The 21,832-nt window shown below is 40.6% G+C and carries 22 protein-coding genes and 1 pseudogene; 12 read left to right on the forward strand and 11 right to left on the reverse strand.

Annotation, left to right across the window (positions count from 1 at the left end; translation table 11 throughout):
- Positions 1-78: 78 nt before the first annotated feature.
- The 3 genes and pseudogenes from LC608_RS15830 to LC608_RS15840 form a co-directional block, all read left to right on the forward strand.
- Positions 79-258, forward strand: a pseudogene (locus LC608_RS15830) (response regulator); the annotation flags it as partial.
- Complete coding sequence (locus tag LC608_RS15835) at positions 224-2,113, forward strand: response regulator (RefSeq protein WP_229554444.1); 1,890 nt, start codon at positions 224-226, stop codon at positions 2,111-2,113. The pseudogene LC608_RS15830 and the gene LC608_RS15835, both read left to right, overlap by 35 nt.
- 101 nt (positions 2,114-2,214) lie before the next feature.
- Complete coding sequence (locus LC608_RS15840) at positions 2,215-2,598, forward strand: nuclear transport factor 2 family protein (RefSeq protein WP_229554445.1); 384 nt, start codon at positions 2,215-2,217, stop codon at positions 2,596-2,598.
- Positions 2,599-2,693: 95 nt separating this feature from the next.
- Here the strand turns inward: LC608_RS15840 and pyrR are convergent, their stop codons facing one another.
- The 3 genes from pyrR to LC608_RS15855 all read right to left on the reverse strand — a co-directional run bounded on the left by pyrR (position 2,694) and on the right by LC608_RS15855 (position 4,794).
- Positions 2,694-3,230: a bifunctional pyr operon transcriptional regulator/uracil phosphoribosyltransferase PyrR gene (gene pyrR / locus LC608_RS15845; protein WP_229554446.1), complete on the reverse strand. Its 537-nt coding sequence runs from the start codon at positions 3,228-3,230 to the stop codon at positions 2,694-2,696.
- Positions 3,231-3,338: 108 nt separating this feature from the next.
- Positions 3,339-4,310 carry an adenosylcobinamide-phosphate synthase CbiB gene (gene cbiB / locus LC608_RS15850; protein ID WP_229554447.1) on the reverse strand — a complete coding sequence of 324 codons (972 nt, stop codon included), beginning with the start codon at positions 4,308-4,310 and terminating at the stop codon, positions 3,339-3,341.
- A 43-nt stretch (positions 4,311-4,353) separates the two neighbouring features.
- Positions 4,354-4,794, reverse strand: coding sequence for an Rrf2 family transcriptional regulator (locus LC608_RS15855; protein WP_229554448.1), 441 nt, complete (start codon positions 4,792-4,794; stop codon positions 4,354-4,356).
- Between the two features lie 397 nt (positions 4,795-5,191).
- Here LC608_RS15855 and LC608_RS15860 point away from each other — a divergent pair, with 397 nt between their 5' ends.
- Positions 5,192-5,605, forward strand: a complete 414-nt coding sequence (locus LC608_RS15860; protein ID WP_229554449.1) for an AbrB family transcriptional regulator — start codon at positions 5,192-5,194, stop codon at positions 5,603-5,605.
- 75 nt (positions 5,606-5,680) lie between these two features.
- On the opposite strand, the gene LC608_RS15865 is transcribed toward LC608_RS15860, so the two are convergent.
- Complete coding sequence (locus tag LC608_RS15865; protein ID WP_229554450.1) at positions 5,681-7,585, reverse strand: chloride channel protein; 1,905 nt, start codon at positions 7,583-7,585, stop codon at positions 5,681-5,683.
- A gap of 188 nt (positions 7,586-7,773) precedes the next feature.
- On the opposite strand from LC608_RS15865, the gene LC608_RS15870 reads away from it, so the two are divergent.
- The 6 genes from LC608_RS15870 to LC608_RS15895 all read left to right on the forward strand — a co-directional run bounded on the left by LC608_RS15870 (position 7,774) and on the right by LC608_RS15895 (position 12,788).
- The gene (locus LC608_RS15870) at positions 7,774-8,010 is read left to right on the forward strand and encodes a hypothetical protein (protein ID WP_229554451.1); all 237 of its coding nucleotides are present in this window, start codon (positions 7,774-7,776) and stop codon (positions 8,008-8,010) included.
- Positions 8,011-8,177: 167 nt separating this feature from the next.
- Complete coding sequence (locus LC608_RS15875; RefSeq protein ID WP_229554452.1) at positions 8,178-8,564, forward strand: hypothetical protein; 387 nt, start codon at positions 8,178-8,180, stop codon at positions 8,562-8,564.
- A gap of 552 nt (positions 8,565-9,116) precedes the next feature.
- Positions 9,117-10,001, forward strand: a complete 885-nt coding sequence (locus LC608_RS15880) for a lipid kinase (protein ID WP_229554453.1) — start codon at positions 9,117-9,119, stop codon at positions 9,999-10,001.
- Positions 10,002-10,052: 51 nt separating this feature from the next.
- Positions 10,053-10,658, forward strand: a complete 606-nt coding sequence (locus LC608_RS15885; protein WP_229554454.1) for an exopolysaccharide biosynthesis protein — start codon at positions 10,053-10,055, stop codon at positions 10,656-10,658.
- Positions 10,659-11,277: 619 nt separating this feature from the next.
- On the forward strand, positions 11,278-11,832 hold the full coding sequence (locus LC608_RS15890) for a hypothetical protein (RefSeq protein ID WP_229554455.1): 555 nt from the start codon (positions 11,278-11,280) through the stop codon (positions 11,830-11,832).
- A 179-nt stretch (positions 11,833-12,011) separates the two neighbouring features.
- The gene (locus LC608_RS15895) at positions 12,012-12,788 is read left to right on the forward strand and encodes an SDR family oxidoreductase (protein ID WP_229554456.1); all 777 of its coding nucleotides are present in this window, start codon (positions 12,012-12,014) and stop codon (positions 12,786-12,788) included.
- Positions 12,789-12,929: 141 nt separating this feature from the next.
- Here the strand turns inward: LC608_RS15895 and LC608_RS15900 are convergent, their stop codons facing one another.
- Positions 12,930-13,709, reverse strand: coding sequence for a photosystem II S4 domain protein (locus LC608_RS15900; RefSeq protein WP_229554457.1), 780 nt, complete (start codon positions 13,707-13,709; stop codon positions 12,930-12,932).
- A gap of 248 nt (positions 13,710-13,957) precedes the next feature.
- On the opposite strand from LC608_RS15900, the gene LC608_RS15905 reads away from it, so the two are divergent.
- Positions 13,958-14,452, forward strand: a complete 495-nt coding sequence (locus LC608_RS15905; protein WP_229554458.1) for a hypothetical protein — start codon at positions 13,958-13,960, stop codon at positions 14,450-14,452.
- A 46-nt stretch (positions 14,453-14,498) separates the two neighbouring features.
- Complete coding sequence (locus LC608_RS15910) at positions 14,499-14,684, forward strand: hypothetical protein (RefSeq protein ID WP_229554459.1); 186 nt, start codon at positions 14,499-14,501, stop codon at positions 14,682-14,684.
- 215 nt (positions 14,685-14,899) lie between these two features.
- On the opposite strand, the gene LC608_RS15915 is transcribed toward LC608_RS15910, so the two are convergent.
- The 6 genes from LC608_RS15915 to LC608_RS15940 all read right to left on the reverse strand — a co-directional run bounded on the left by LC608_RS15915 (position 14,900) and on the right by LC608_RS15940 (position 21,313).
- Positions 14,900-15,409 (reverse strand): hypothetical protein, encoded by a 510-nt coding sequence (locus tag LC608_RS15915; protein WP_229554460.1) that lies wholly within the window; start codon positions 15,407-15,409, stop codon positions 14,900-14,902.
- 239 nt (positions 15,410-15,648) lie between these two features.
- A complete protein-coding gene (locus LC608_RS15920; protein WP_109008624.1) occupies positions 15,649-16,026 on the reverse strand; it encodes a hypothetical protein in 378 nt (125 codons plus the stop codon).
- Positions 16,027-16,289: 263 nt separating this feature from the next.
- On the reverse strand, positions 16,290-18,524 hold the full coding sequence (locus tag LC608_RS15925) for a TolC family protein (RefSeq protein WP_229554461.1): 2,235 nt from the start codon (positions 18,522-18,524) through the stop codon (positions 16,290-16,292).
- Between the two features lie 103 nt (positions 18,525-18,627).
- Positions 18,628-20,190: a circadian clock protein KaiC gene (gene kaiC, locus LC608_RS15930; protein WP_229554462.1), complete on the reverse strand. Its 1,563-nt coding sequence runs from the start codon at positions 20,188-20,190 to the stop codon at positions 18,628-18,630.
- Positions 20,191-20,303: 113 nt separating this feature from the next.
- On the reverse strand, positions 20,304-20,627 hold the full coding sequence (kaiB, locus tag LC608_RS15935; protein WP_109012544.1) for a circadian clock protein KaiB: 324 nt from the start codon (positions 20,625-20,627) through the stop codon (positions 20,304-20,306).
- Positions 20,628-20,731: 104 nt separating this feature from the next.
- Positions 20,732-21,313, reverse strand: coding sequence for a circadian clock protein KaiA (locus tag LC608_RS15940; protein WP_229554463.1), 582 nt, complete (start codon positions 21,311-21,313; stop codon positions 20,732-20,734).
- Positions 21,314-21,832 lie beyond the last annotated feature (519 nt).

The raw sequence follows: 21,832 nt of genomic DNA on the forward strand, positions 1-21,832 counted from the left end.
TTGTACAACTGTGCCCTGTAATTTTTCGGACTGATGCATTGTACAAATTGACCATTATGTTAAGTATTAATGAGATTCGATTATTTTAATACTTACGATTTGGGTGCAAACTCCTTCATTACTAAGCCAGTGACTTTTGCTTCATTAGTTGAGGCCATGAAGACTCTAGTTAAATACTGGTTTGAAATTGTGAAACTGCCACTAGAAGCCGTGGGAGAAAAACATGGACAACAGCCCTATCAAAGTTCTGTTCATTGATGATGACGAAGACGACTATATTTTGACTCGTTATTGGTTCAGTGAATTTCAGGCAGCAAACTGCGAGTTGGAATGGGTAAATAATTATGAAGCAGCAAGGAATGCGATCGCTCGCTACCAACATGACATTTATCTTGTAGACTACCGTTTGGGGCCAGACAGTGGGCTGGAACTTTTGCGCGAAGCAATTGCCAACGGCTGTTGTTCTCCGATAATTTTGCTGACTGGCCAGGGCGACTGGGAAATAGATATTGAAGCGATGAAAGCCGGAGCCGCAGATTATCTCGAAAAAAGCCAGTTGACTGCACCTTTGTTAGAGCGTTCTATTCGTTATGCCATTGAGCGCAAACAAACAGAACAGAAAATCCGCGAACAAGCTGCTTTACTAGATGTTGCCACCAATGCAATTTTTGTGTGTGATTTAGACGAGAAAATTTTATTTTGGAACAAAGCTGCTGAGAGCCTGTACAGTTGGAAAAAAGAAGAAGCTATCAATCAAAAGACACAAGTTCTCTGGCAGGAAAAACATGTGTCTCAAATTGAAAAAGCACTCAATATTATGATGAAAAATGGCTCTTGGGAGGGTGAGTTACATCAAACAACAAAATCAGGTAAAGAAATTATTGTTGAAAGCCGTTGGACACTGGTGCATGAATTCGGTAATAAAGCACAATCTATTCTGATTGTTAACACTGACATCACACAAAAAAAACAACTGGAAGCGCAATTTCTCCGCGCTCAACGATTGGAAAGTATTGGCACTTTAGCCAGTGGTATCTCCCACGACCTAAATAATATTCTTGCCCCGATTCTGATGACAGCCCAACTGTTAGAGCTACAAATCCATGATGAGCGTTCTCGGCGACTGTTGCAAATATTGATTACAAACGCTAAACGTGGGGCTACTTTAGTTAAGCAAGTATTATCTTTTACTCGCGGAATTGAGGGCGATCGCACTATATTGCAATTAAAGCATTTAATAGTGGAAATTCAGCAAATTATTAGAGAAACTTTTCCCAAATCCATTGAATTTTCCACTCAAATTTCGCCAAATCTTTGGACTGTATGCGGCGATGCTACCCAATTACATCAAGTACTGATGAATTTGTGTGTCAATGCTCGTGACGCAATGCCAAATGGGGGAACTTTAAAAATATTAGCGGAAAATCTTTTAATTGATGAAAATTATGCCAAGATGCATATAGATGCTAAAATTGGTCATCACATTGTTATTACTGTTAGTGATGGCGGAACTGGTATTCAAACAGAAATATTAGATCGGATATTTGAGCCGTTTTTTACTACTAAAGAACTTGGGAAAGGTACTGGTCTTGGTCTTTCTACAGTACTTGGCATCATTAAAAGTCACGGTGGTTTTATTGACGTAGTAAGCGTTCAAGGAAAAGGCAGCCAGTTTAAGGTATATTTGCCAGCACAAGAGACAGCAGAAACTATAGAAGAACAAGAACAGGGATTACCTTCAGGACAAGGAGAATTAATTTTAATTGTAGATGACGAACCTGCAATTAGAGATGTGACAAAAACATCTCTAGAAAGCCATAACTACAAAGCAATCACAGCTAGTGATGGTATTGAAGCAATAGCCTTATATGCAGAACATCAAGATAAAATATCTCTTGTATTAACTGATATGCTCATGCCGTCAATGGATGGGATAACTACTATCCGCACCCTACGAAAAATTAACCCAAATGTCAAAATTATTGCTGTCAGTGGACTGACTTCGCAGGATAAAGTTAATACAGCTTATGACATGGGTATCAAAGCTTTTTTATACAAGCCTTATACAGCTAGCCAATTATTGCAAACTATTAGCACAGTCAAGAATAATTAGAAGTTGAGCATTGGGAATTACTAATTTATTTTTCAAAGTTGAGAGTTATAATTTAGGAATTCCTAACTCTTCACTCATAACTCTTAACTATTTAATTACCCATGACTAAGGATGAAGTCTTAGCGGCTAATACAGCTTTTTATCGAGCTTTTGAAAGAAAAGATATTGAGACAATGAGTGCAGTATGGTCACAAGGAACTGGTAGTTTTTGTATTCATCCTGGAAGTAATATACTGCGAGGTTGGAAGGAAATTCGCACCTCTTGGGAGCAGATATTTAAAAACACCGCTTATATTGAAATAAACACAGATATAATTGCTACAGATATAACTGATAATATTGCTTATGTTGTGCTGAGAGAAAATGTATTCCAGGTAGTAGGTGGGAGAAGACTTGAAGCACAATCAACAGCTACAAATATATTTCAGTTCCTTGGCGAGAAGTGGTATTTAGTACATCATCACGGTAGCCCAATTTTGCGGTGAGGTGCGGGGGATGGGGGATGGAGGAGCAGAGGAGGCAGGGGAGGCAGGGGGAGCAAGGGGAGAATAACTAATGACCAATGACCCATGACTAATGACTAATGACTAATTAACTCCACTCCATCTCGTTCATCGCAATTTTGTAAGTAAACTTTGACAATTTCTTCTTTAGCAGTAGGTAACTTTTTGCCAATAAAATCTGGGTGGATTGGTAATTCTCGGTGGCCCCTATCTACCAACACAGCTAAACGAATCACCTCTGGTCTACCGTAGTCGTTGACTGCGTTCAAAGCAGCACGAATCGTCCGTCCTTTGAAAATTACATCATCCACAAGTACAACGGTTTTGCCCGTCAGGTCAAAAGGAATTTCGCTTTTCGCTGGAGTCCGTAATCCAATTTTGTCGAGGTCATCTCGATAAAATGTAATGTCCAAAGCGCCGACTGACACGGCTACGCCTTCGAGCGTCTCAATCTGACGCGCCAACAATTCGGCTAATAACGCACCTCTTGTATAAATACCAAGAAGCACCAGTTGAGACAAATCGCGCGTCCTTTCCACAATTTGAGAGGCAAGGCGAGTCAAGGTACGACGGATTTCTTCTGATGAGAGAATTTCAACTACTTTGGCAGACATAGTGAGTGATAAGTTAAGAGTGATGAGTTAGGAGTTAGGAGTTTTTATTCTTAACTCCTGTACAGACGCGATTAATCGCCTCTCTAACTCCTAACTTTATATTTATCATTACCTATTTGGGAGTATTAAGAATATTGCGATCGCTATCCCTAACCATACCAAAAAACAATATCGGGTCAACTGCAAAGCATTCTGAATGGAAGTTGCAGTAATGGGATAAATAGCATCTCCTAGTAGTGGTTTGTACTTAGCTACCCCGCGATACCAATTTGTACCCCCCATCTGCACACCCAAAAAAGCAGCATAGGCGCACTCACTCCAGCCTGAATTGGGGCTAGGATCGTTAATTGCATCCCGACGACAAATTCGCCAAACATGCGTTGGTTTACCCGATAACAGCGCCAGAGTCACAACTGTTAACCGACAAGGTAGCCAAGTCAAACAATCTTCCAACCGCGCACAGAACCATCCCAAATAAGTATAGGGTGCTTCTCGATAGCCCACCATTGAATCAAGGGTACTGCTGGCTTTATATGCTAAAGCCAAAGGAGTTGGCCCCACAAGTGGCACAAAGACACCAACAATTGCATAAAAAAGCGGAGCCATCACCCCATCAGTGGCATTTTCTGCAACCGTTTCTAAAACGGCTCGGGAAATTTCTGTTTGTGAGAGGTTTTGGGTATCCCGACCAACATAATTACTTAAAATCTTCCGAGCTTTTTCCAAATCTCCTGCTGTTAAAGGTTCTAAAACAGCCACTGCTGCGGCTCGTAAACTTCTGCCAGCAAAACAACTAGCCAAAAGAATGCTATTTATTACAATTCCCAACAACGGATGAACCAATTTGGCACTTTGAATAATCAAAAAGCCAACAAGTCCACTACCAATTATTAGGATAATACCTAGTAAAATTCCAGCTAGGCGTTGCGTTAGAGAATTTTTACACAATTGTAGAGAAAATTTGGTCAGACGAGAAATTACCCACCCCATAACTTGCACTGGATGAGGCCAATTCCAAGGATCGCCAATTAAGTAATCTAAAAGTGCAGCGATTATTAAGATATAGATGCTATTGCTCATAAGTTACGAGTCAAGGGTCAATATTTGGACTATTGACTTTTGACTAAACCACAAAACTAGCTTCTTCCCCAAGGGCAGCTTGCCAGCTACGAGCATCATAATAAAGGTCTGCCAAAGTAATACTGTATAAAGCTTCTTTGAGCTTTTGGTTGAGTCTCTGCCATAGGCTAAATGTTACCCAATCTTCAGCTTGTGCAGGTGCTGGAGTGTGATGGGGTAAAGGGCTAGTCTCGCCAACAGCTTCTAAAATTTGTCCTATAGATATTTGTGCAGGCTCTCTTGCCAATTGGTATCCGCCGATGCTACCACGAATTGATTTCACTAAAGATGCACGACGCATTTCTATTAGTAGTTTTTCGAGGTAAGGAGCTGGGATATCTTGGCGTTTAGCGATCGCTCTTACAGATACAGGGCCATATTTTGGCTGTAAACTCAAATCTAGCAACGCCTTTACACTATAGTGTCCTCTGGTAGTTAGTTTCATTTTGGCAAGCTTTATTGTTTGTCCTCTGTCTTATGTAAATAACCAATGACCAATAACCAATTATCAATGGTTAAGGATCAGTTTTACTTATCATTCTGTGACACTGTTATCATCCTCAGCAAGTAAACAAGTTTTCGAGCGTCACTTTAGAAAACTTAAAACTTGTATAGTCTAGCAGTGATTCACTAACTATATATATATAGTTATCAGCATTGCCAGCGTTATCTAAAATAGATTGTCTTAGCAATATTGGTAATGGGATAACAATTGTGCATCTGAGTGTAATATACTTGGCTAGGTTGAGATAAAAACTAAAGGATTATGTTCCTATTAGCTCAACGTCAGCTAAAATAAAATCGATTCCAACACTTCAAACATTCATTTTCGACCTAAGTTGATGCCTAAACAGAAAAAAATTGAACCCCTACTCGGTGAAGAACTGCTCAAAAAAGTCAAAGAGCTAGAGAGCGAGAGCAAAGAAGACAAAGCTAAAAAGTGCGGCTACTATACCGTTACCAAAAATGGTATAGAGCGCGTCAATATGATGAAGTTCTTAAATGCCCTAATTGATGCCGAAGGCATTCAGTTGGACAGTACACCCAGTGCTAATGGGCGTGGTGGACGTAGTGCTAGCTATAGAATTAGTGTGCAATCGAATGGTAACTTACTTATAGGTTCAGCTTATACAAAACAGATGAATCTGAAGCCAGGAGATGAATTTCTGATCACTTTAGGCAAAAAGCACATTCGTCTAAAACAGGTAGACCCAGAAGATCGGGAAGATGATGAAGCCATAGACGCTACAGCTTAATAAATATAAATGGTCATTAGTCAATTGTCATTTGTCCTTTGTGGAAACCAATGACCAATGACCAATGACCAATGACTAATGACTAATGACTATATCTGTGGTTGGTAAGACCGGTAAATAGTGGCGAAGTGCCTTGCGCGTAACTGCTAAATTGCAGGTTAACGCAATTTGTTCTCTTTCTAATAAACCCAAAATGCGATCGGGTTTATCTCGTGCTACTACTGGTAATTGATGCAAACCTCTAAGACTCATGCGGTCTAAAGCTTCAGATAATAGTTCATCTTGCCATGCATAAAGGATTTCAGTAGTACAAATGTCTATGAGAGTTTGACTGGATAAATTATCTGGAATTTCAGTTGGGGAATTTGAGTAAGTTTGCCAAAGAGCAAGGGCACGGTTAATATCTTCCAGAGAGAGTATACCAATTAATTGCTCTGCTTCATCAATTACTAAAGCACTGCGGACGCGATCGCGGATCATTTCTACAGCTGCATCTAATACTCCAAGAGTTGCAGGTAACTTTTTTGGGCAGGGATACATAGCATCTTCTACCAAAATTTGCTGCACAATTTCCGCTTGTTCATCTTTCAATTCAGAAAGACCAATTTGTTGTAAGTTAGAGTTAGAGTTAAAAGTTGGTTTAATCCTTTCCACTAGCCAAACACTCAAACCCACAGCTGCCATCAACGGTAAAACAATGCGATAGTCGCGGGTTAATTCAAACAGCATTAAAATAGAGGTTAACGGCGCTCTAACACTACCAGCTAGCACTGCTGCCATTCCTACCATTGCGTAAGCTGGGGGAGCCGCCATCTGATCGCAAATAGCCGGGAATGCTACAGCCAAAATTTTGGCGTAAGCCGATCCAAAAGAAGCACCTAAAAACATTGCTGGTGCAAACAAACCGCCGATGAAACCACTACCTGCACTAATTGCAGTCATCACTAACTTCACTACCAACAGCACCACCAACAAGTAGAGTGGAAACTCCACATCCTGAAGCATTGCTTCTACAGTTTCATAACCTACACCCAGAATTTGCGGAAAGTGCAAAGCAACTGCGCCAATCATCACACCGCCAATAATTGGATGAATCGGCTCAGGAATTTGTCCCAAAAAGGCAAAACCTGGAACTTTGCCAGCAAAGCAGGCTTTTGCTAAACGAATTGATTGAGTATAAGTGACAGAAATTAGGCTGGCCCCTAAACCCAAGCCAAGGTAAAGGGGTAATTCTAAGGGACTGCGGACTTGGTAGACAGGTAAATCAAAAGCAGGTTGTGCCCCCAAACCAATTTGGGCAATTAATGCTGCTACCACCGCCGCTAACAGCACCACACTCACAGCAGAAGTAGCGAAAGATGTCGCTCCCATCACCACCTCTAGGGCAAAAAATACTCCAGCGATGGGAGCATTAAATCCAGCCGCAAGTCCAGCCGCCGCGCCAGCACCTAAAAGCAAACGTTGGCGTTCTTGAGATACATTCAGGATCACAGACAACAACATCCCAAAATTTGCGCCAATTTCTACACTCGGACCCTCTGGGCCTAAAGAAGCACCACTACCCAAAGAAACAGATGCAGCCAGCATCTTAGTAACTGGTCGTAGTGGTTGCTTAATCTCTGTTCCCTGAGAAGCGGCGATAAGAGATGAAAGTCCAGGGCCAAAATCTTGAGTGCGCCAGCGCATCAAGCCAACGATTAATCCGCCAAGGATGGGAACGCAGGCTAAAGTCCAAGCACCCCAGACGCCGATTTGACCCATTAAATTTTCCAGCATCAACTGGTGAATTAGCTGGATTAAATAGTGAAAGGTGACTATACCCATACCCGTACCACCGCCAATGAGCATGGCTAAAAACAGGACAACGGTTTCTGGGGATGGTTGAAAACGATTAATTAGGTAGGCTAAACGAGGGGAAGGTGTAGGAAAGACAGGTTGTTCCGTTACCTTCCTCAGTTGAGTGGGAGGCAAGAGAGTCATTGAGAGGCGGGGTAAATGTAAGAAAAAATTTAAATTTTTATCTGTTACTTATCATTGTGAGCCATTATTTAGCAACCAGACAAGTAGACTTTATTTGCTTGATTTACAAAGATTTAGTAAAAAATGTGATTGTGCGAATTTTTATGGGGAAAATGGTTACATGGGAGACAATTATTTAAGGGTCAGCGATGCCTAGTTTGGATGTAGCTGCGGCTAGTGGCGTGGGAGTGAGCGCCAACGCTATTCTTTTTAAAGACAACAAGTTTTTGTGGGCTGGGTGGACGCACCCACAAATATCAACTAGTAGTCCATTAAAGAAACTTTGCGCGGGTTTTATGGTAAGAAAATCAAGTTGTTTTCTTCCCCTACTTCCCTTCACCCGTTATTTTTGGGTTGGTCAAGTACTAGGAGTCATCCTTGCCTAAATCTAGCTATACTCGTGTTGCGACCATTGGACCATCCTTGGTAGTAATACAATATATGTATGATTTATGGCTGATGTCAGACCATACTTGGAAGTCTGCTAAGTATCGATCGGAATTCAGTATAGCTATTGTTATAGAGCGAGTAAATGGACTGGCGGACGAGGTAAATGAATATACACACCTTTGATAATCAATATGTTACTTGCCCAATTTGCCAAAGAAATAATACGCCCAAACTAGTTAAAACGCGCATGGGCTTGTTTTGCTGTCCCAATTGCCAGGAACGGCTAGTAGTTTGTCAAAGCGGTCATTATGTGCGCGATCCGTTTACTTGGAGACAATTGATGGTTGCTTCGTCGCTACGTCGTCAAAGCCGACCTTTAGCTAGGATTATCAGAGATTTTGTCTTGCTGAAACGTCCTATAGTAGCCTTGGCTGTAGGGAGCGCCATTTTCTTTAGTGCGATCGCCTTAACTCAAGAAAGGACAAACTACGATTACCAAGGGTTACCCACAACAGAGAAAGTTAATAAACCAGGAAACAACTCTCAGTAAATGGATTACTTTGGTATAAATCAAATCTTACTTTGATTTTTGTAATATTATAACTAAATACTTCTATAAAACCGTGTCTTATTGCCCCAAATAGGACACGGTTTTACATTATGTTCGCTGAAATACACATCCTGGTGCAACACTAAAGTTATTCGGTGGATGTCCCCTTCGTAGTAATCCTTAATTCACTGTTTCTGAATAACTTCCTTAGAAGGTTCGTTCATGAAGTGGTAGATTCCTCTAGCCTTTATTCGCTCTCATAAAACAATGTCTTATTCTTAGGCATTATCTTCTACGTATTATAATATTGACATAAATCTTCTCCAAAAAATACTTAAATCCAGTCATTTAGTGAGTATCAACACACCAACGGTTAATAAAGATAAACTAGATAAAATAGAAATTAAAAATTCGTAAGCATAAAATAATAACCATTCACTAAATGAATTTTTGATAACTGTCATAATAAATTAAACACTTTTCGATAGTCAACTTGAAGCAGAATACATGGATGCGGATAACTGGACATATTAACTACAAAAGGTACTACCCATGAGTTCTCGCGCACTGCTGTTAGTCAATCGTCATGCCCGCCAAGGAGAAAAAGGTATATCGGAAGCGATTGAATATCTGAAAACACTCGGCTTTGATTTAATTGAGGAGTCTACAGAAGATCCCAAACATCTTGCTGAAGTTATACTTCGCTATCAGCATCAAGTTGACTTAGTAATCATTGGTGGAGGAGATGGAACTCTCAATGCGGCAGTTGATGGTTTAGTTAAAACTCAGTTGCCCTTGGGAATTTTGCCTTTAGGAACTGCCAATGATCTGGCTAGAACTTTGGGAATCCCCAATTCTCTCAACGAAGCTTGCAAAATTATTGGATATAGAAATTTACACCGCATCGACTTGGGTTGGGTGAACGGCAAGCACTTTTTTAACGTTGCCAGTCTGGGATTGAGTGTAAAAATTACCCAGCGACTTACTAAAGAAGTCAAACGCCGTTGGGGAATATTTGCTTACGCTGCCACTGCATTGCAAGTGATTTTGGAAGCTAGACCTTTTACTGCGGAGATTTTAATCAATGGTGAATCAGTTCGCGTGAAAACACTGCAAATTGCTGTGGGTAATGGCCGATATTACGGCGGCGGTATGGCAGTGGCTGACGATGCAACAATAGATGACCAAAGGCTAGACCTCTATAGCTTGGAGATTAAAAATTGGTGGGAAATTATACTATTACTCCCAGCGATGCAACAAGGGCGACATATACATTGGAAGAGTGTACGCTCTCTTCAAGGTGAAGAAATAAAGGTATATACTCGCAAACCTCGCCCTATTAATACAGATGGTGAAATCACTACCTATACACCTGCTCATTTTCGAGTTATACCTAAAGCTATAGCTGTTTTAGTACCCCCAGAAATTAGGAGTTAGGAGTTATTCTCTCTCATCTCCCTCTACTAAAAATGTGGGAACTTGCACCAAATGCATCTGAGATTTTCTCAAGATATAAAGTCCTTGTTGCAACGCCTAGCTGAACAACCGCTAACTCTAGGTGATATTTTGGCAGAAACCTCAGAACGGGGGTTCTGCCTGGTAATTACATTATTAATTTTGCCTTTTTTATTTCCTATGCCACCGGGATTAACCGGCCCTTTTGGTGGTGCTTGTTTAGTGTTGTCAGTGCAAATGGTTTTAGGAAGGCGTAAGCCTTGGCTGCCGAAAAGAATTGCTAATTACAAATTTCCTCGTCCCTTTGCCCAGTTACTTTTGCAAAATTTGGGACGTCTTACCAAAGTGTTACAGAAACTCGCCCGTCCTCGATTGGCAAAAATAGCTCATAATCCTTTGATTTGGCGAATTAATGGGCTTTGTATCTCTTTGTTAACAGTATTACTAATATTACCAATTCCTTTTACAAATCCCATCCCCACTGTAGGTATTTTACTTTTGACTGTTGCCACCATCGAATCTGACGGTTTATTAATTTGCATCAGCTACGGTATTACTATCCTAATTACCTTGTTCTTTGGATTTATTGGTTATGCAGTATGGTTAGCTCCCAGTTTACTGCCATCTATATTTAAATAATAAAAGCCCCCAGCTTTAGGCTGAAGGCTGCAATTTATTAGGGTGCATCTACCATTTATTAATCCGCTTTAGTGATTGCCATATCCGGGTAAATTAAACGTTTATTCTTAAATTAAAAAATATAAGCAATAAAAAAGCCTTCAACTAAAAGCTGAGGGCTATAATTTAATTAAGGTGCATCTACCATTTATTAATCCGCTTTATTGATTGTCATATCCGGGAAGATTTAACTTTGCAAAAAAATATTTTAATTTAAAATCAAAAAATGTCAAGAATAAAAAAAGCCCCCAACTAAAAGCTGAGGGCTGTGATTTAATTAAGGTGCATCTACTATTTATATATCCCCCTTAGCTATTACTGTATCAGGAAGAATTGAAAAAAATCGATAGCTGTAGAATACATTTCATTAGCTACAAAAGTAGTACTGATATTCTCGAGGATAACCTACAGTATTTAACTAGGTAATCATTGACCAACTTCATAATAATTTTACAATTACCCGAAATTTCCCTTGAATACGCAAAGTTTCTATTAATATCTCTGACCTTATATCCGCAATAGTACGAATTTAGTTTATTAGTTGGGTATATAGCTATAAAAGTTAAACGTACCCAACTTGATGAAGCGATCGCAGTTTCTATTAGCCCTTGCTAGTTTTAGTATTGTCGGTGGAAGCTTTTTTCTGAGAAGAAATTTTAGCAGTACTAGGGAACCTAAAGTAATAACTGATACATCACTCTATCAAGAAATTCGTAATCAACTATGGTCTGATAATGACCAAGTAAAACATTTTCCTAATGAGATTCCCACTGATGCCAAAGATGTTCGCATTGCTTACTCTCCCGAATCGCAAGGAAGTAGTTTTTTTCAAATTAGGCTAAAACAGCAACCAGAAAAAATAGAAAAATTACTTTTACAATACAGAAGTAGTGCAAAGCACAAATATAGGGGTGGCAACACAAACGATCACATAAATCAACCTAATGGTGTGCCGACAACTTTTTTCTACACCAGCGACTCTCATACAGAATCTTTTCCACCTAACTATGAAATATTGGTATTAAATACAGAGGATAAAGGTAGACCTGGCTTCAAGTGGAATCATGGAAATAGTTACGGCGTTGCTATTAATACTCCTGCCTCAGAAATTATTTATTGGTCTGAAAAATGGTGATTAACAATTTAATTTTGAATTGGAATCGCCATGAGAAAAATCATTATTTTGGTCATGGCTCTCATTTCAGTACTAAATTGTGCTTTTCACCTTTTGGGTATATCACTTTGGGTAGTTAAAACTTCTAGCCAGCATCGTTAAGATTCTAATGGTGCTTAAAAACTATCTGAATATGTAGAATGCCAACTGCTTTAATTACTGGCGCTTCTAGTGGTATTGGTAAAGCTTTTGCCCAAGAACTAGGTGCACGTAAGACTAATCTTGTACTCGTTGCTCGTTCCGAAGAGAAACTAAGGCAATTAGCTAAAGAACTAGAAGAACAACATGAAATTCAAGTAGAGGTTATAGTTAAAGACCTCACAGAAGCTAATGCAGCAGCAGCTATATTTGATACTACTAAAGAAAAGGGATTAACCATTGACTTATTAATCAACAATGCTGGTTTTGGTTACTATGGCGACTTTGCTGAAGGGGATGGAGAAAGACAAGTCAAAATTGTACAATTAAACATTTTGGCATTGGTAGATTTAACCCACAAATTTCTCCCCTTGATGCGGCAACGTTGTTCTGGAAGTATTATTAATGTATCCTCTATTACCGCATTTCAACCGATACCATACCTTTCTGTTTATGCTGCCAGCAAAGCTTTTATTCTCAGCTTTAGTGAAGCACTATGGGCAGAAAATCGTCAATATGGTGTCCGTATTTTGGTCACTTGTCCAGGGCCAATAGAAACGAACTTTTTTGCAGAAGCTAATTTTCCTCCAGCGCTGGCAAGTACTACAGATAAAGTGTATTCTTCCCAAAAAGTTGTTTGGGAATGTTTAGAGGCTTTGGAAAAAGGCTATCCAACTGTTATTAGCTCTGATAGTATTACTCAAATTAGAAGCAAATTATCTCGACTTGTACCGCGCAAACTTTTGTTGAATATGTTAGCAAAACACTTTAAAGCCTAAGTATATGTTTAAGAGTTGGGAGTTTGGAGTTTGGAGTTTGGAGTTGGGGATTTGGAGTTAAAGAAAGCGGGGAATTTAAGAATCCTAACTTTTCACTCCTCACTCTTCACTCCTAACTCCTAACTTTTCACTCCCCGCTTATTACATATATCTTGTTAGTTGAACTCGGTAGCGGTCTTTTTTTGTAACAGCGATTTCCCCAACTTCTAAACGTCCTTTAGAGCGAATGGCGATTAAGTCGCCTGATTTGACTTGAGAACTAGCTTGAGTAACTTCCTTCCAATTGACGCGCACATCACCAGCATCAATGAAATCAACCATTTTGCTGCGAGACATGCCAAAACCAGCAGATGCGATCGCATCTAATCGCAAAGAAGCCTCTACAGTAGTTAATTCTTTTTTCTTCGGTTCCCTAACCCTTAATTCACTTACCTCAATCCGCTGAGTTTTCACAGGAACCGATCGCACCTGTTTCAGACTCAATTCCAAAAATTCCACCAACTCCGGTGCAACAATCGCCTGCGCCCCCCGTTCTCCCAAGACAATCACATCTCCCGTCTTTTCACGAACAATTCCCGTCCCCAACATTGCGCCTAAAAAGTCGCGGTGAGAGGCGGTATCAAACAGGAAATTACCAGCAATTTCCACAGCCACAAGGCTGACTTCAGACTGATCTAAGGGAAGTTGCGAACGAGCGATCGCTATTCTTTGGCGTTCAGCTTGCGGATATCCGCCCCACGCAACTAATTGCACTTCTGTTAATCGGTTAAACACCCGTTGAATTTCTGCCAATTCTGGGGGAGACAGAAAATCAGTCAAAATCACTTCCCAAGTTTTGATGGCTTGCTCCGCTTGATCGATTACACGAGCTACACTATCTCGATTTTCAACGCCTTTTAAAAGTTCTTCTCTTGGCAACATTCTTAAAAATTATGAGTTATGAATTGAGAATTAAGCTTTATAACTATCTTGATTCTAACTTTCTAAAGCGACTGATGTTGAACTATAACACGGCATTTTCTCTAGTCTAAAAATCTCTCATGCTTTTCTTTTGATAGTTCCAGCACCCAGAGTTTTAATCCCTATTGACCCCTGATGAATAGTACGTAAAATTATACGTAGAGACTAATAATTTTCTTAAATCGGCGTTGACTAAAAACGCATAACTTATGTCTATCGGGACTTTCGGCAATATCTACTCAGATGAATTAATTACAGCCACTGAGTTGAATCGTCAACCTGGGCGAGTTCTGGACAAAGCTTTAGAACGCCCAGTGACAATTACTCGCAATGATCAGTCTTTTGCCTTGCTGCGCCGGGAGGAAGTGGCTTTTCTCTTGAAAGCAGCAACACAGAGTAAAGCTGTTTTTGAGGCGTTAACTGTCGCCTTCTCTTTGTTACTGGGAAAGGAAATCGGTTTTGAACATCCTTATGGATGGCTGAGTGTGTTTGAAGAAGATGATCTGCAAGACTTTATTAAGGAACTGAGTGAGGCTTTTGGGTTGATAGATTCTTCAACTACAGCATGGGAGATAATTGACGCGATCATCCATGAATGGCATGAGAGCGCCGTAGCTGCTGCTAGTCCTGAACTGGCAAATGCTTTTAGTGCCGAGACTGATGAAGTACCATTAAAGCCGCCATCTACTCAGAGTGCTGTCTGAATGAGAGTAGTCAGATAACCAACAAGAAAATCCAATAGTGGAGAATGTGGAGCCGCCACTCGTTAAACTGACGGCTCCAGCATCATCTGAGATAGAAAGCACTTGGTTAGTGGTAGCTAAAAATCGTCGGGTGAATCGAGACTGGGAAGCTTTAATGCAGCGCCATCCAGAAAATACACGTCGTTGTTACGAGGATTTATGTATTGCACCAACCACCAGACAACCTTTGTAGGGTTTGCCCTTTAAAGGGCAAACCCTACAAAGGTGCATGGGAATATGAGGTGACAAAAGGGGACAGAGTATTTTACGTTCCTGATCAAGAAGAGTTGAAAGTCATTGTCTACTACGCAGGAAAACATCCAAATCCTTCACCCACACCGTAATTCCTGCAAATAAGGAAGAGTGGGCTACAAATTAAAAGTTCTTCTCGTGTAAACTACGATTCATTCAATACACAGTATTTGTGTCAGCATAACCTTGGATATTTTCTGGATCAAACTGACGTAATATTCGGGTTGCTTGTCGAGTGAGAGTTTCAGAACCTTGAACGGCAACTAAATATTTACCTGCATCTAAACGGTTGCGATAAGGTAAAGCATCACCACCACCTACAAGTAAACCGATTCCGCCACCGACCACCACACCACCCATAGCACCACTAGCAGCACCCAGCAGCCCGCCAACGATGTGATTGCCAATTTCACCCGCCCAGGCAAAAGTATCTAAACCAGTAATCAGGCTGAATGTAAAACCTGCAAAAAAGCCGAATGGTATCAGCCAGGTTGCCATCAGTTGTGCTTGCTTTTTAGCTTGGTCTTTGGGGTCAATTAAGCCAAACTCGTCAGCTGTTTTATATCCTTTCCCCAGGATAGTGCTGTTTATGCCTTGTTCTTCTAAAGCTAAGTAAGCAGCTTCGGCTTGAATACGGTCTGGTAATACGGCAACAAGGTAATTCATTGATTTTACAATTTGTCTAATAGAAGTTTTGCCTTAATTAACAGCGTATCAGTCCTGGTCGAATCATCCTGCATTGGTTAGAAGTGAGGAGTTAGGAGTTAGGAGTTAGGAATCTTACTCCCCAACGCTCGCTCTTAAGGGGCTGGGGGTTAGGTCTGTATAAAACTCAACTGCAAACCGCGTAGGCGTAGCCCGCCGCAGGCATCGCCCAAGTTAACACAAGTTAAATGTACATCCGATCACTTTAGCAAATCTAGTGGCTCACAAAAATTGTTCACGCCTTGCTTGAGGACATATATCAAAACTGGTGTTGCCAAAATTTTAGGAAACGTGGGCATTGCTTTTAGATGTTCCATCATCTTTTGAGGTGAACTATTAAGCAAATCTTCCCGATATTCTTGTTCGCAAATGACCACACGCCATTTTCTAGCCAAAGCATCTAACCACTCGGAATTTGCTCTTTCTGGTTGCTGTCCTGCCCGGATAGCTAGCGTCATCGCTGCATCTTCTAAATCTCCATCACAGTCTTCAATCAAATCCAGCGCTTCCATATCGCTGGGATCATCTGCCAATTGAGAGCGAAACTGTGCAATTTCTTGAGATGTTACTTTAGTCATGAGTCTTTGACAAGGCGAGCGATGCCTACGGCGGTAAACTACGGACACTCAGTTATGCTACATCATTTCACAAAATTGCTGTTAAAAATACGTTCTTTTAGCAAAAAGCCTCATTCTTCAATGTAATTATTGAAAAATGAGGCTTTTAGAATTTTTAATTGAAAGTACAGGTCGGCGGAAATAAACTTACCATTTCATTACAGCCAGAAAGCCCAAAATTAAAGCATGGGTGACTTTTGACTTTTGACTTCCCCAAAGGGGCGCTAGCGTAATGCTCTGAGGGTAACAGACCGTTGTAACTGAGCTAAAGCACGGTTGTAATCCAAAATTGCCGTGACTCGATTACCTTCAGCTTGTGTGAGGTCGTTTTCAGAGTTAATGACATCAGTTTGAGTACCTACACCAGCTTGGAATCGCAAACGCGCTAAACGTAGAGCTTCTCTAGCTTGTTCTAAAGCGGTATTAGCGGTTTGAACATTGGCCAAACTAGATTGCTGGGTAGAATAGGCTTGTTCTACCTGAAAGCGAATTTGGTTGCGCTGTTCGGCAAATTGAGTTTCTGCGATCGCAATATTAGCTCTCGACTGAGCTGCCCTTGCTCTTGCTGCTCCTCCATCAAACACATTTAGGGTTGCCCTAACTCCGAATGAATAACCATCAGTAACACTGGCATTATCATCGAACTGATCTAGCAGGTCGTAGCTGGCGACCAAACTAACTTGAGGGCCCAACTCTGCAAGGGACTGCCTACGCTGTTGCTCAAAAGTATTGCGTTGTGCTAGCTGCTGTTGCAATTCTGGACGATTTTGATAAGCCAGCACAATACTTTGTTCTAGCGTTGGGTTCCAAAGACCAGCTAACTGTACAGGGTCGGCTGCACTAATATTTACCGCCTGCGGTAAACTTATCCGAGTTGCTAACTGACGACGGGAAATTGCCTGCTGCGATCTAGCATTAGTCAAATTTTGTTGGGCATTTGCTAAATTTACCTGCGATCGCAACACATCAAACCGCGTACCAACCCCAGCTCGCTCTAAAGCTTCTGCATCACGCAAACTAGCCTCAGAGTTCTGCACAGCCGACTGGGCAATACGTACTTGTTCATCCGCTTGTTGCAGATTGTAGTAGTCAGTGGCAACATTCAGACGGATTGTCTCAGACTGAGTTTCTACAGCCAACTCATTAAAACGTACCTGTTCTTCAGCCGCTCTGATGTTAGCTTGCACTCTTCCAGAACTATAAATGTTATATGAAAGTTGTGCTTGACCAGAAAAAGATGTACTGGGTTGATCTTGGTTAGAAAGTAAGCCGTTTCGCCCACTTAATTCGTCCGTCAGCTGACTACCAGCAGACTGACTACGAGTAAGATCCGTGCTAATTCCCAGAGTGGGCAACAAAGCAGCTTGCGCCTCGCGTAGAGATGCTCGATTGCGTTCTAGCTCCAATAGAGACACCTGTAAATCCCGATTATTGCGCCGTGCTAGCTCTAGAGCCTGTGCTAAAGTAATCGGCTGATTTCCCTGAAGTCTCACTTCCTCCGGTTTGGTGGGAAATTGCAGGGGATTTGAGCTAGGAATCAGGTTCTGTGGAATTTGCACCGGCCCTGACGGCGCAGGAGTTATGGTTCTCGGCACTGTGGAAGGTTGCACCGAACCCCCTGGTACAGGAATTATGGTTTCTGGCACTGTGGAAGGTTGCACCGAACCCTCTGGTGCAGGAGTTATAGTTTCCGGTGCAGTGGGAGTTGGCGTCGAATCTGTCGGAATTGGGGCATTACTCTGAGCAATGCGTAAGCCAGCAGCATTTTCTTGTGAGCAGGTACTTGAAATCAGCTGCTTTGCTACTGATTTGCTTTTCCCTAACTCCTGTGGACATTGTTGCGCTGACAACAGTTTTGCTGATCCTACACCTGTAGCTGAAGTTTGTAAAAATGTTTGCGACTGAGTAACAGTATTTATCTTTTGAACCACTCGCTGCTGTGCAGAAGACAGGGACAAAATTTCTTTTTGGACAGAAGAGGGTTTTGAAGTGTAGTTGGGAACTACTATGCTCTTTGATTTCTGCCCATAAGCGCTTGAATTACTGTTTTTTTGGTTATTTTGAGCAGAACGGCTGACAGCAAGCTGTTGGGAAGCATTAAAGGTAGGTGTCGAACTGAAAAATCTACCTTTATCTTTCTTAAGTACTTGTTTTATTGGCACAACAGTATTTTCAGATCTAAACACTGGAATACTGTTATTACTTAAAGGCTTCATACTAAGTTTACTGAAACCGAAAGCAGGTACTAGGGTTGGAACACTAACATTTGCACCATTATGCAATTGCGTATTCACAATGCCCCCAATTAAGTCTTGACCATAAGTAGAAGTCAAAACACTAGGAGAAGAGGCCAGCCGTACCCCAGTTAGTTTTACAGTACCAGCCCAAGTTGGCTGAGTTGTTAAGACTGCTGCTGTCACACCAGGCAATAAGCTATGGAATAATTGCTGTCCTTTCACCGCATCCCTCACACGAAAATCAATCTAGCGGCAGAAAACCTTTCTTCACCACAGAATATAGCACGATACTAAATTTAGGAAAGAATATACTACGATACTAAATTTAGGGTTCGGAACTCTGTTTGTCTTCAAAACGTCTAACAATGCGAGAAAGTTCCGCCTTTTCATCGATACTAACGCGAGTAGGAGCACCGCTAATAATCCGTTCGTAGTTTCGGAATGAATCTTTGATATCGGGCCCGTCAGCAGTAATATTATACTCACGAATGCCCTTATCATGCCAAGAGCCCCTCATTTTAAATACGTTAATTGCCCGCGACATTTCTCCACGAATTTCTACGTACTGTAGCATCAGAATTGTATCGGTAATCGTGGAGATGTGAGAGTCAGTAATGGAATGCGCTCCCAGAAATTGATCAGTTGTGTTAGTAAAGAAACCAGTAATTTCTTCTTGTTTAGCATAACCCGTCACACCAATTACAAACTGCCGAAATGCATTATTGCTGACTCCTCTAGCTAATGCTGATAGGGAGTCAATAGCAATTCGGGCTGGTTTGAATACAGCAATTTCTGATTTTATAATTTGTAAGTGGTCTTCTAAACCAGTTGATTCGGGATAGGTACAAATTATTTTGAGTAAACCTTGATCTTCTAATTCTTCAAAATCAATTCCCCAAGAGGAAGCATTACGAGATAGTTGGGCGCGTGATTCTTCATAAGCAAATAATATTGCTTGTTCTCCATTCAGGCAACCATTTTGAATAAACTTACTTACTAACAGGGTTTTACCAGTCCCTGTGGCTCCTGTTGCCAAAATAATTGAATCTTTAAAGAAACCACCACCGCACATTTCATCTAAGGTTTTGACACCAGAAGATACCCTGACATTAGAAGATCGTTGAGTCAAGCGCATTGCTCCCAGTGGGAAGATGTTAACTCCTTCATTAGTAATTGTGAAGGGATATTCGCCTTTCATGTGAGTTGTGCCGCGCAACTTGAGAATTTCAGTTGTGCGACGGCGGCGTTCTCCTTCTAAAACGTTGCGAACAATTACTACATTATCGGAAACAAATTCTTCCACTCCAAAAGAGGCGACGGGGCCATATTCTTCGCTACGTTCAGTTGTAATAATAGTGGTGACATTGAGTAGTTTGAGACGGGCTACTAGGCGGAAAATCTCGCGCCGGACTACTCCCATCGCTTCATACTGCTGAAACACTGCTGTTATTGAGTCGATTGAAACTCGTTTAGCTTTGTATTTGCGAATAGCATATTGCAATCGCTCAATTAGTGCAGACAGGTCAAAATTACCAACGATATCCTGACCTTCAGGATCGGGAGATGCATCGAGAATAAACAACTTGCCTTCCTCGATTAGGCGTGGCAGGTTCCACCCAAAAACATGAGCGTTTTTAATAATATCACTGGGTGATTCTTCAAAAGTAACAAATACTCCTGGTTCGTCAAAGTAGGTGATGCCGTTATAGAGAAACTGAAGAGAGAATAAAGTTTTGCCTGTACCGGAAGTGCCACTAATCAAAGTAGTTCTACCAATTGGTAAACCACCATGACTAATATCATCAAACCCTTCGATCATCGTGCGAATTTTTTCTACACCCCCAATTTTTGGTGTGTTTTTTGGTTTTAGTTGCTCGGTTTCACTCATTGCTTGATAACAAAAGGGTATTAAAAACAGTTTTTTATGATTAAATTTCTGATTTTATTTTGGCGAGGCTATTTGTCAACATGGCTCCTCTAAATAGTTAAAACTTTAGCTCATTAGTTATTTTCCTCTTCAAAATCTCCTTCACTCAGTTCTTCATAGAGCAAATCTAATCCAATTAATACTCTCTCCCTATCTGAAAGATCCCCGATAATTTTGCGAACGGGTGGAGGCAAAATTTTAGATAATGTTGGTGTCGCCAATATTTTATCTTCTTCTGCCAGTTGCGGGCTTTTCAGTACATCGATTACTTTTAAAGCATAAACACCTTTAAACTCCTGCTCTAAAATATTTTTGAGTGTTTTTAATGCCCGGACTGAATTAGGGGTATTCCCTGCTACGTAAAGTTTGAGAACGTAGGTTTTTCTGGCTTTATCCATATACATACAAGCTAGTCATGAGAATATAAATACAATATTCGTTTACAGATTGTGGGTGATTAACAGAGGTAGCTTCTGCTAAGTTCAACATTGATAATTTTAATTTATCTAGAAATCGAATTTCTGTAGAGTTCGCATAAGTGAGCCAGGATATCTATCAACGTTAAACGATAATCAAGTAAGGCTTCGTTGCTTCTGCCTTCTAATTTTAGCTGGGTAGAAAATTCTTCAATTATCTCCATGTGAATTTCGATGATTTGGGGCACAGGAATATTCGCATAAAATATAGTATTGATAAATTTATCAATTTTTTCTTTGAGTGTTTTATCTGTGGTAAAATAGTTTATAAGAATCAGGCTGTAATCTGATTTAAGGCTTCTTAATAATCCTTGCCTTTCTGCTGGAGTCATCTCCTGGAAAACCTGTTGGCTTTTTTGGATGTGACTGGCAAATACATAGATATAATTGTCTGTGTATGCTTGATTTAAATTTTGTTGCAGCAAATTTGGTAAATAGTTAATTTTTCCAGAGGTAGTTGCAACAAGGGGTAGATAGAAAAATTGGGCAATAATCGCGTCAATAACTTTCCACACCCATCGGCTCCAACCTTTTTGGTTGTGTAAATCAACTAGCTTATCTAAACATTTGTTAACATCAGGTTGCAGAATCAATATCGGTAATAACATTTATTCTTAAATCTATCTCCTCGATCGCCCTGACCAAGAAACTTGGGCTGATAACTTTGCCTAACGCTTATAAGGGAATACTAGGTGTGCAGTAAACTGGTGATTACACCCCAAAATAATGCTCTATGTTAACAGGTAGTGCTAATAAATGGCGGCGTAAATCAAGCTACCATTTTAAAACTTGCAAAAGCCTCGACATACAAAAATTTTGACTTTTGACTTTTGCCTTTTGACTTCCGCTTTGCGGCCCCTAGCTACTCAACAACTTAGTGCAGCAACTGAGTAATTAGACTGGTTTTTGATGATGAGGTATCTGTCGGCATAGCAAGACACAGTAGTTAATCTATTATTATTTCCATATCTATATCTATGTATATAAATAAATAGATAGATTTTTTAATTTTGCTCCTTGATAAGATACTTAAACGAACTTAAAGGATTGTCCCATTTTAAATCATTATAATTCCTCAAGGTTCTAAAGCGATTCTTTGGGGCCATAATTGTTTTAGCTGTCGCTAT

Origin of the sequence: Nostoc sp. XA010 (assembly GCF_020829625.1) — a bacterium.
Classification (GTDB): Bacteria; Cyanobacteriota; Cyanobacteriia; order Cyanobacteriales; family Nostocaceae; genus Nostoc.

Coding starts and splice junctions, on each gene's coding strand:
- LC608_RS15900 (WP_229554457.1), bottom strand. CDS start 13,709: ATGTTGCCAAGAGAAGAACTTTTAAAAGGCGTTGAAAATCGAGATAGT.
- LC608_RS15865 (WP_229554450.1), bottom strand. CDS start 7,585: ATGACTCTCTTGCCTCCCACTCAACTGAGGAAGGTAACGGAACAACCT.
- LC608_RS15915 (WP_229554460.1), bottom strand. CDS start 15,409: ATGAATTACCTTGTTGCCGTATTACCAGACCGTATTCAAGCCGAAGCT.
- LC608_RS15905 (WP_229554458.1), top strand. CDS start 13,958: ATGTCTATCGGGACTTTCGGCAATATCTACTCAGATGAATTAATTACA.
- LC608_RS15855 (WP_229554448.1), bottom strand. CDS start 4,794: ATGAAACTAACTACCAGAGGACACTATAGTGTAAAGGCGTTGCTAGAT.
- LC608_RS15835 (WP_229554444.1), top strand. CDS start 224: ATGGACAACAGCCCTATCAAAGTTCTGTTCATTGATGATGACGAAGAC.
- LC608_RS15870 (WP_229554451.1), top strand. CDS start 7,774: ATGCCTAGTTTGGATGTAGCTGCGGCTAGTGGCGTGGGAGTGAGCGCC.
- LC608_RS15860 (WP_229554449.1), top strand. CDS start 5,192: ATGCCTAAACAGAAAAAAATTGAACCCCTACTCGGTGAAGAACTGCTC.
- LC608_RS15875 (WP_229554452.1), top strand. CDS start 8,178: ATGAATATACACACCTTTGATAATCAATATGTTACTTGCCCAATTTGC.
- cbiB (WP_229554447.1), bottom strand. CDS start 4,310: ATGAGCAATAGCATCTATATCTTAATAATCGCTGCACTTTTAGATTAC.
- kaiB (WP_109012544.1), bottom strand. CDS start 20,627: ATGGATAAAGCCAGAAAAACCTACGTTCTCAAACTTTACGTAGCAGGG.
- LC608_RS15940 (WP_229554463.1), bottom strand. CDS start 21,313: ATGTTATTACCGATATTGATTCTGCAACCTGATGTTAACAAATGTTTA.
- LC608_RS15885 (WP_229554454.1), top strand. CDS start 10,053: ATGCATCTGAGATTTTCTCAAGATATAAAGTCCTTGTTGCAACGCCTA.
- LC608_RS15890 (WP_229554455.1), top strand. CDS start 11,278: ATGAAGCGATCGCAGTTTCTATTAGCCCTTGCTAGTTTTAGTATTGTC.
- LC608_RS15895 (WP_229554456.1), top strand. CDS start 12,012: ATGCCAACTGCTTTAATTACTGGCGCTTCTAGTGGTATTGGTAAAGCT.
- pyrR (WP_229554446.1), bottom strand. CDS start 3,230: ATGTCTGCCAAAGTAGTTGAAATTCTCTCATCAGAAGAAATCCGTCGT.
- LC608_RS15840 (WP_229554445.1), top strand. CDS start 2,215: ATGACTAAGGATGAAGTCTTAGCGGCTAATACAGCTTTTTATCGAGCT.
- LC608_RS15880 (WP_229554453.1), top strand. CDS start 9,117: ATGAGTTCTCGCGCACTGCTGTTAGTCAATCGTCATGCCCGCCAAGGA.
- LC608_RS15920 (WP_109008624.1), bottom strand. CDS start 16,026: ATGACTAAAGTAACATCTCAAGAAATTGCACAGTTTCGCTCTCAATTG.
- kaiC (WP_229554462.1), bottom strand. CDS start 20,190: ATGAGTGAAACCGAGCAACTAAAACCAAAAAACACACCAAAAATTGGG.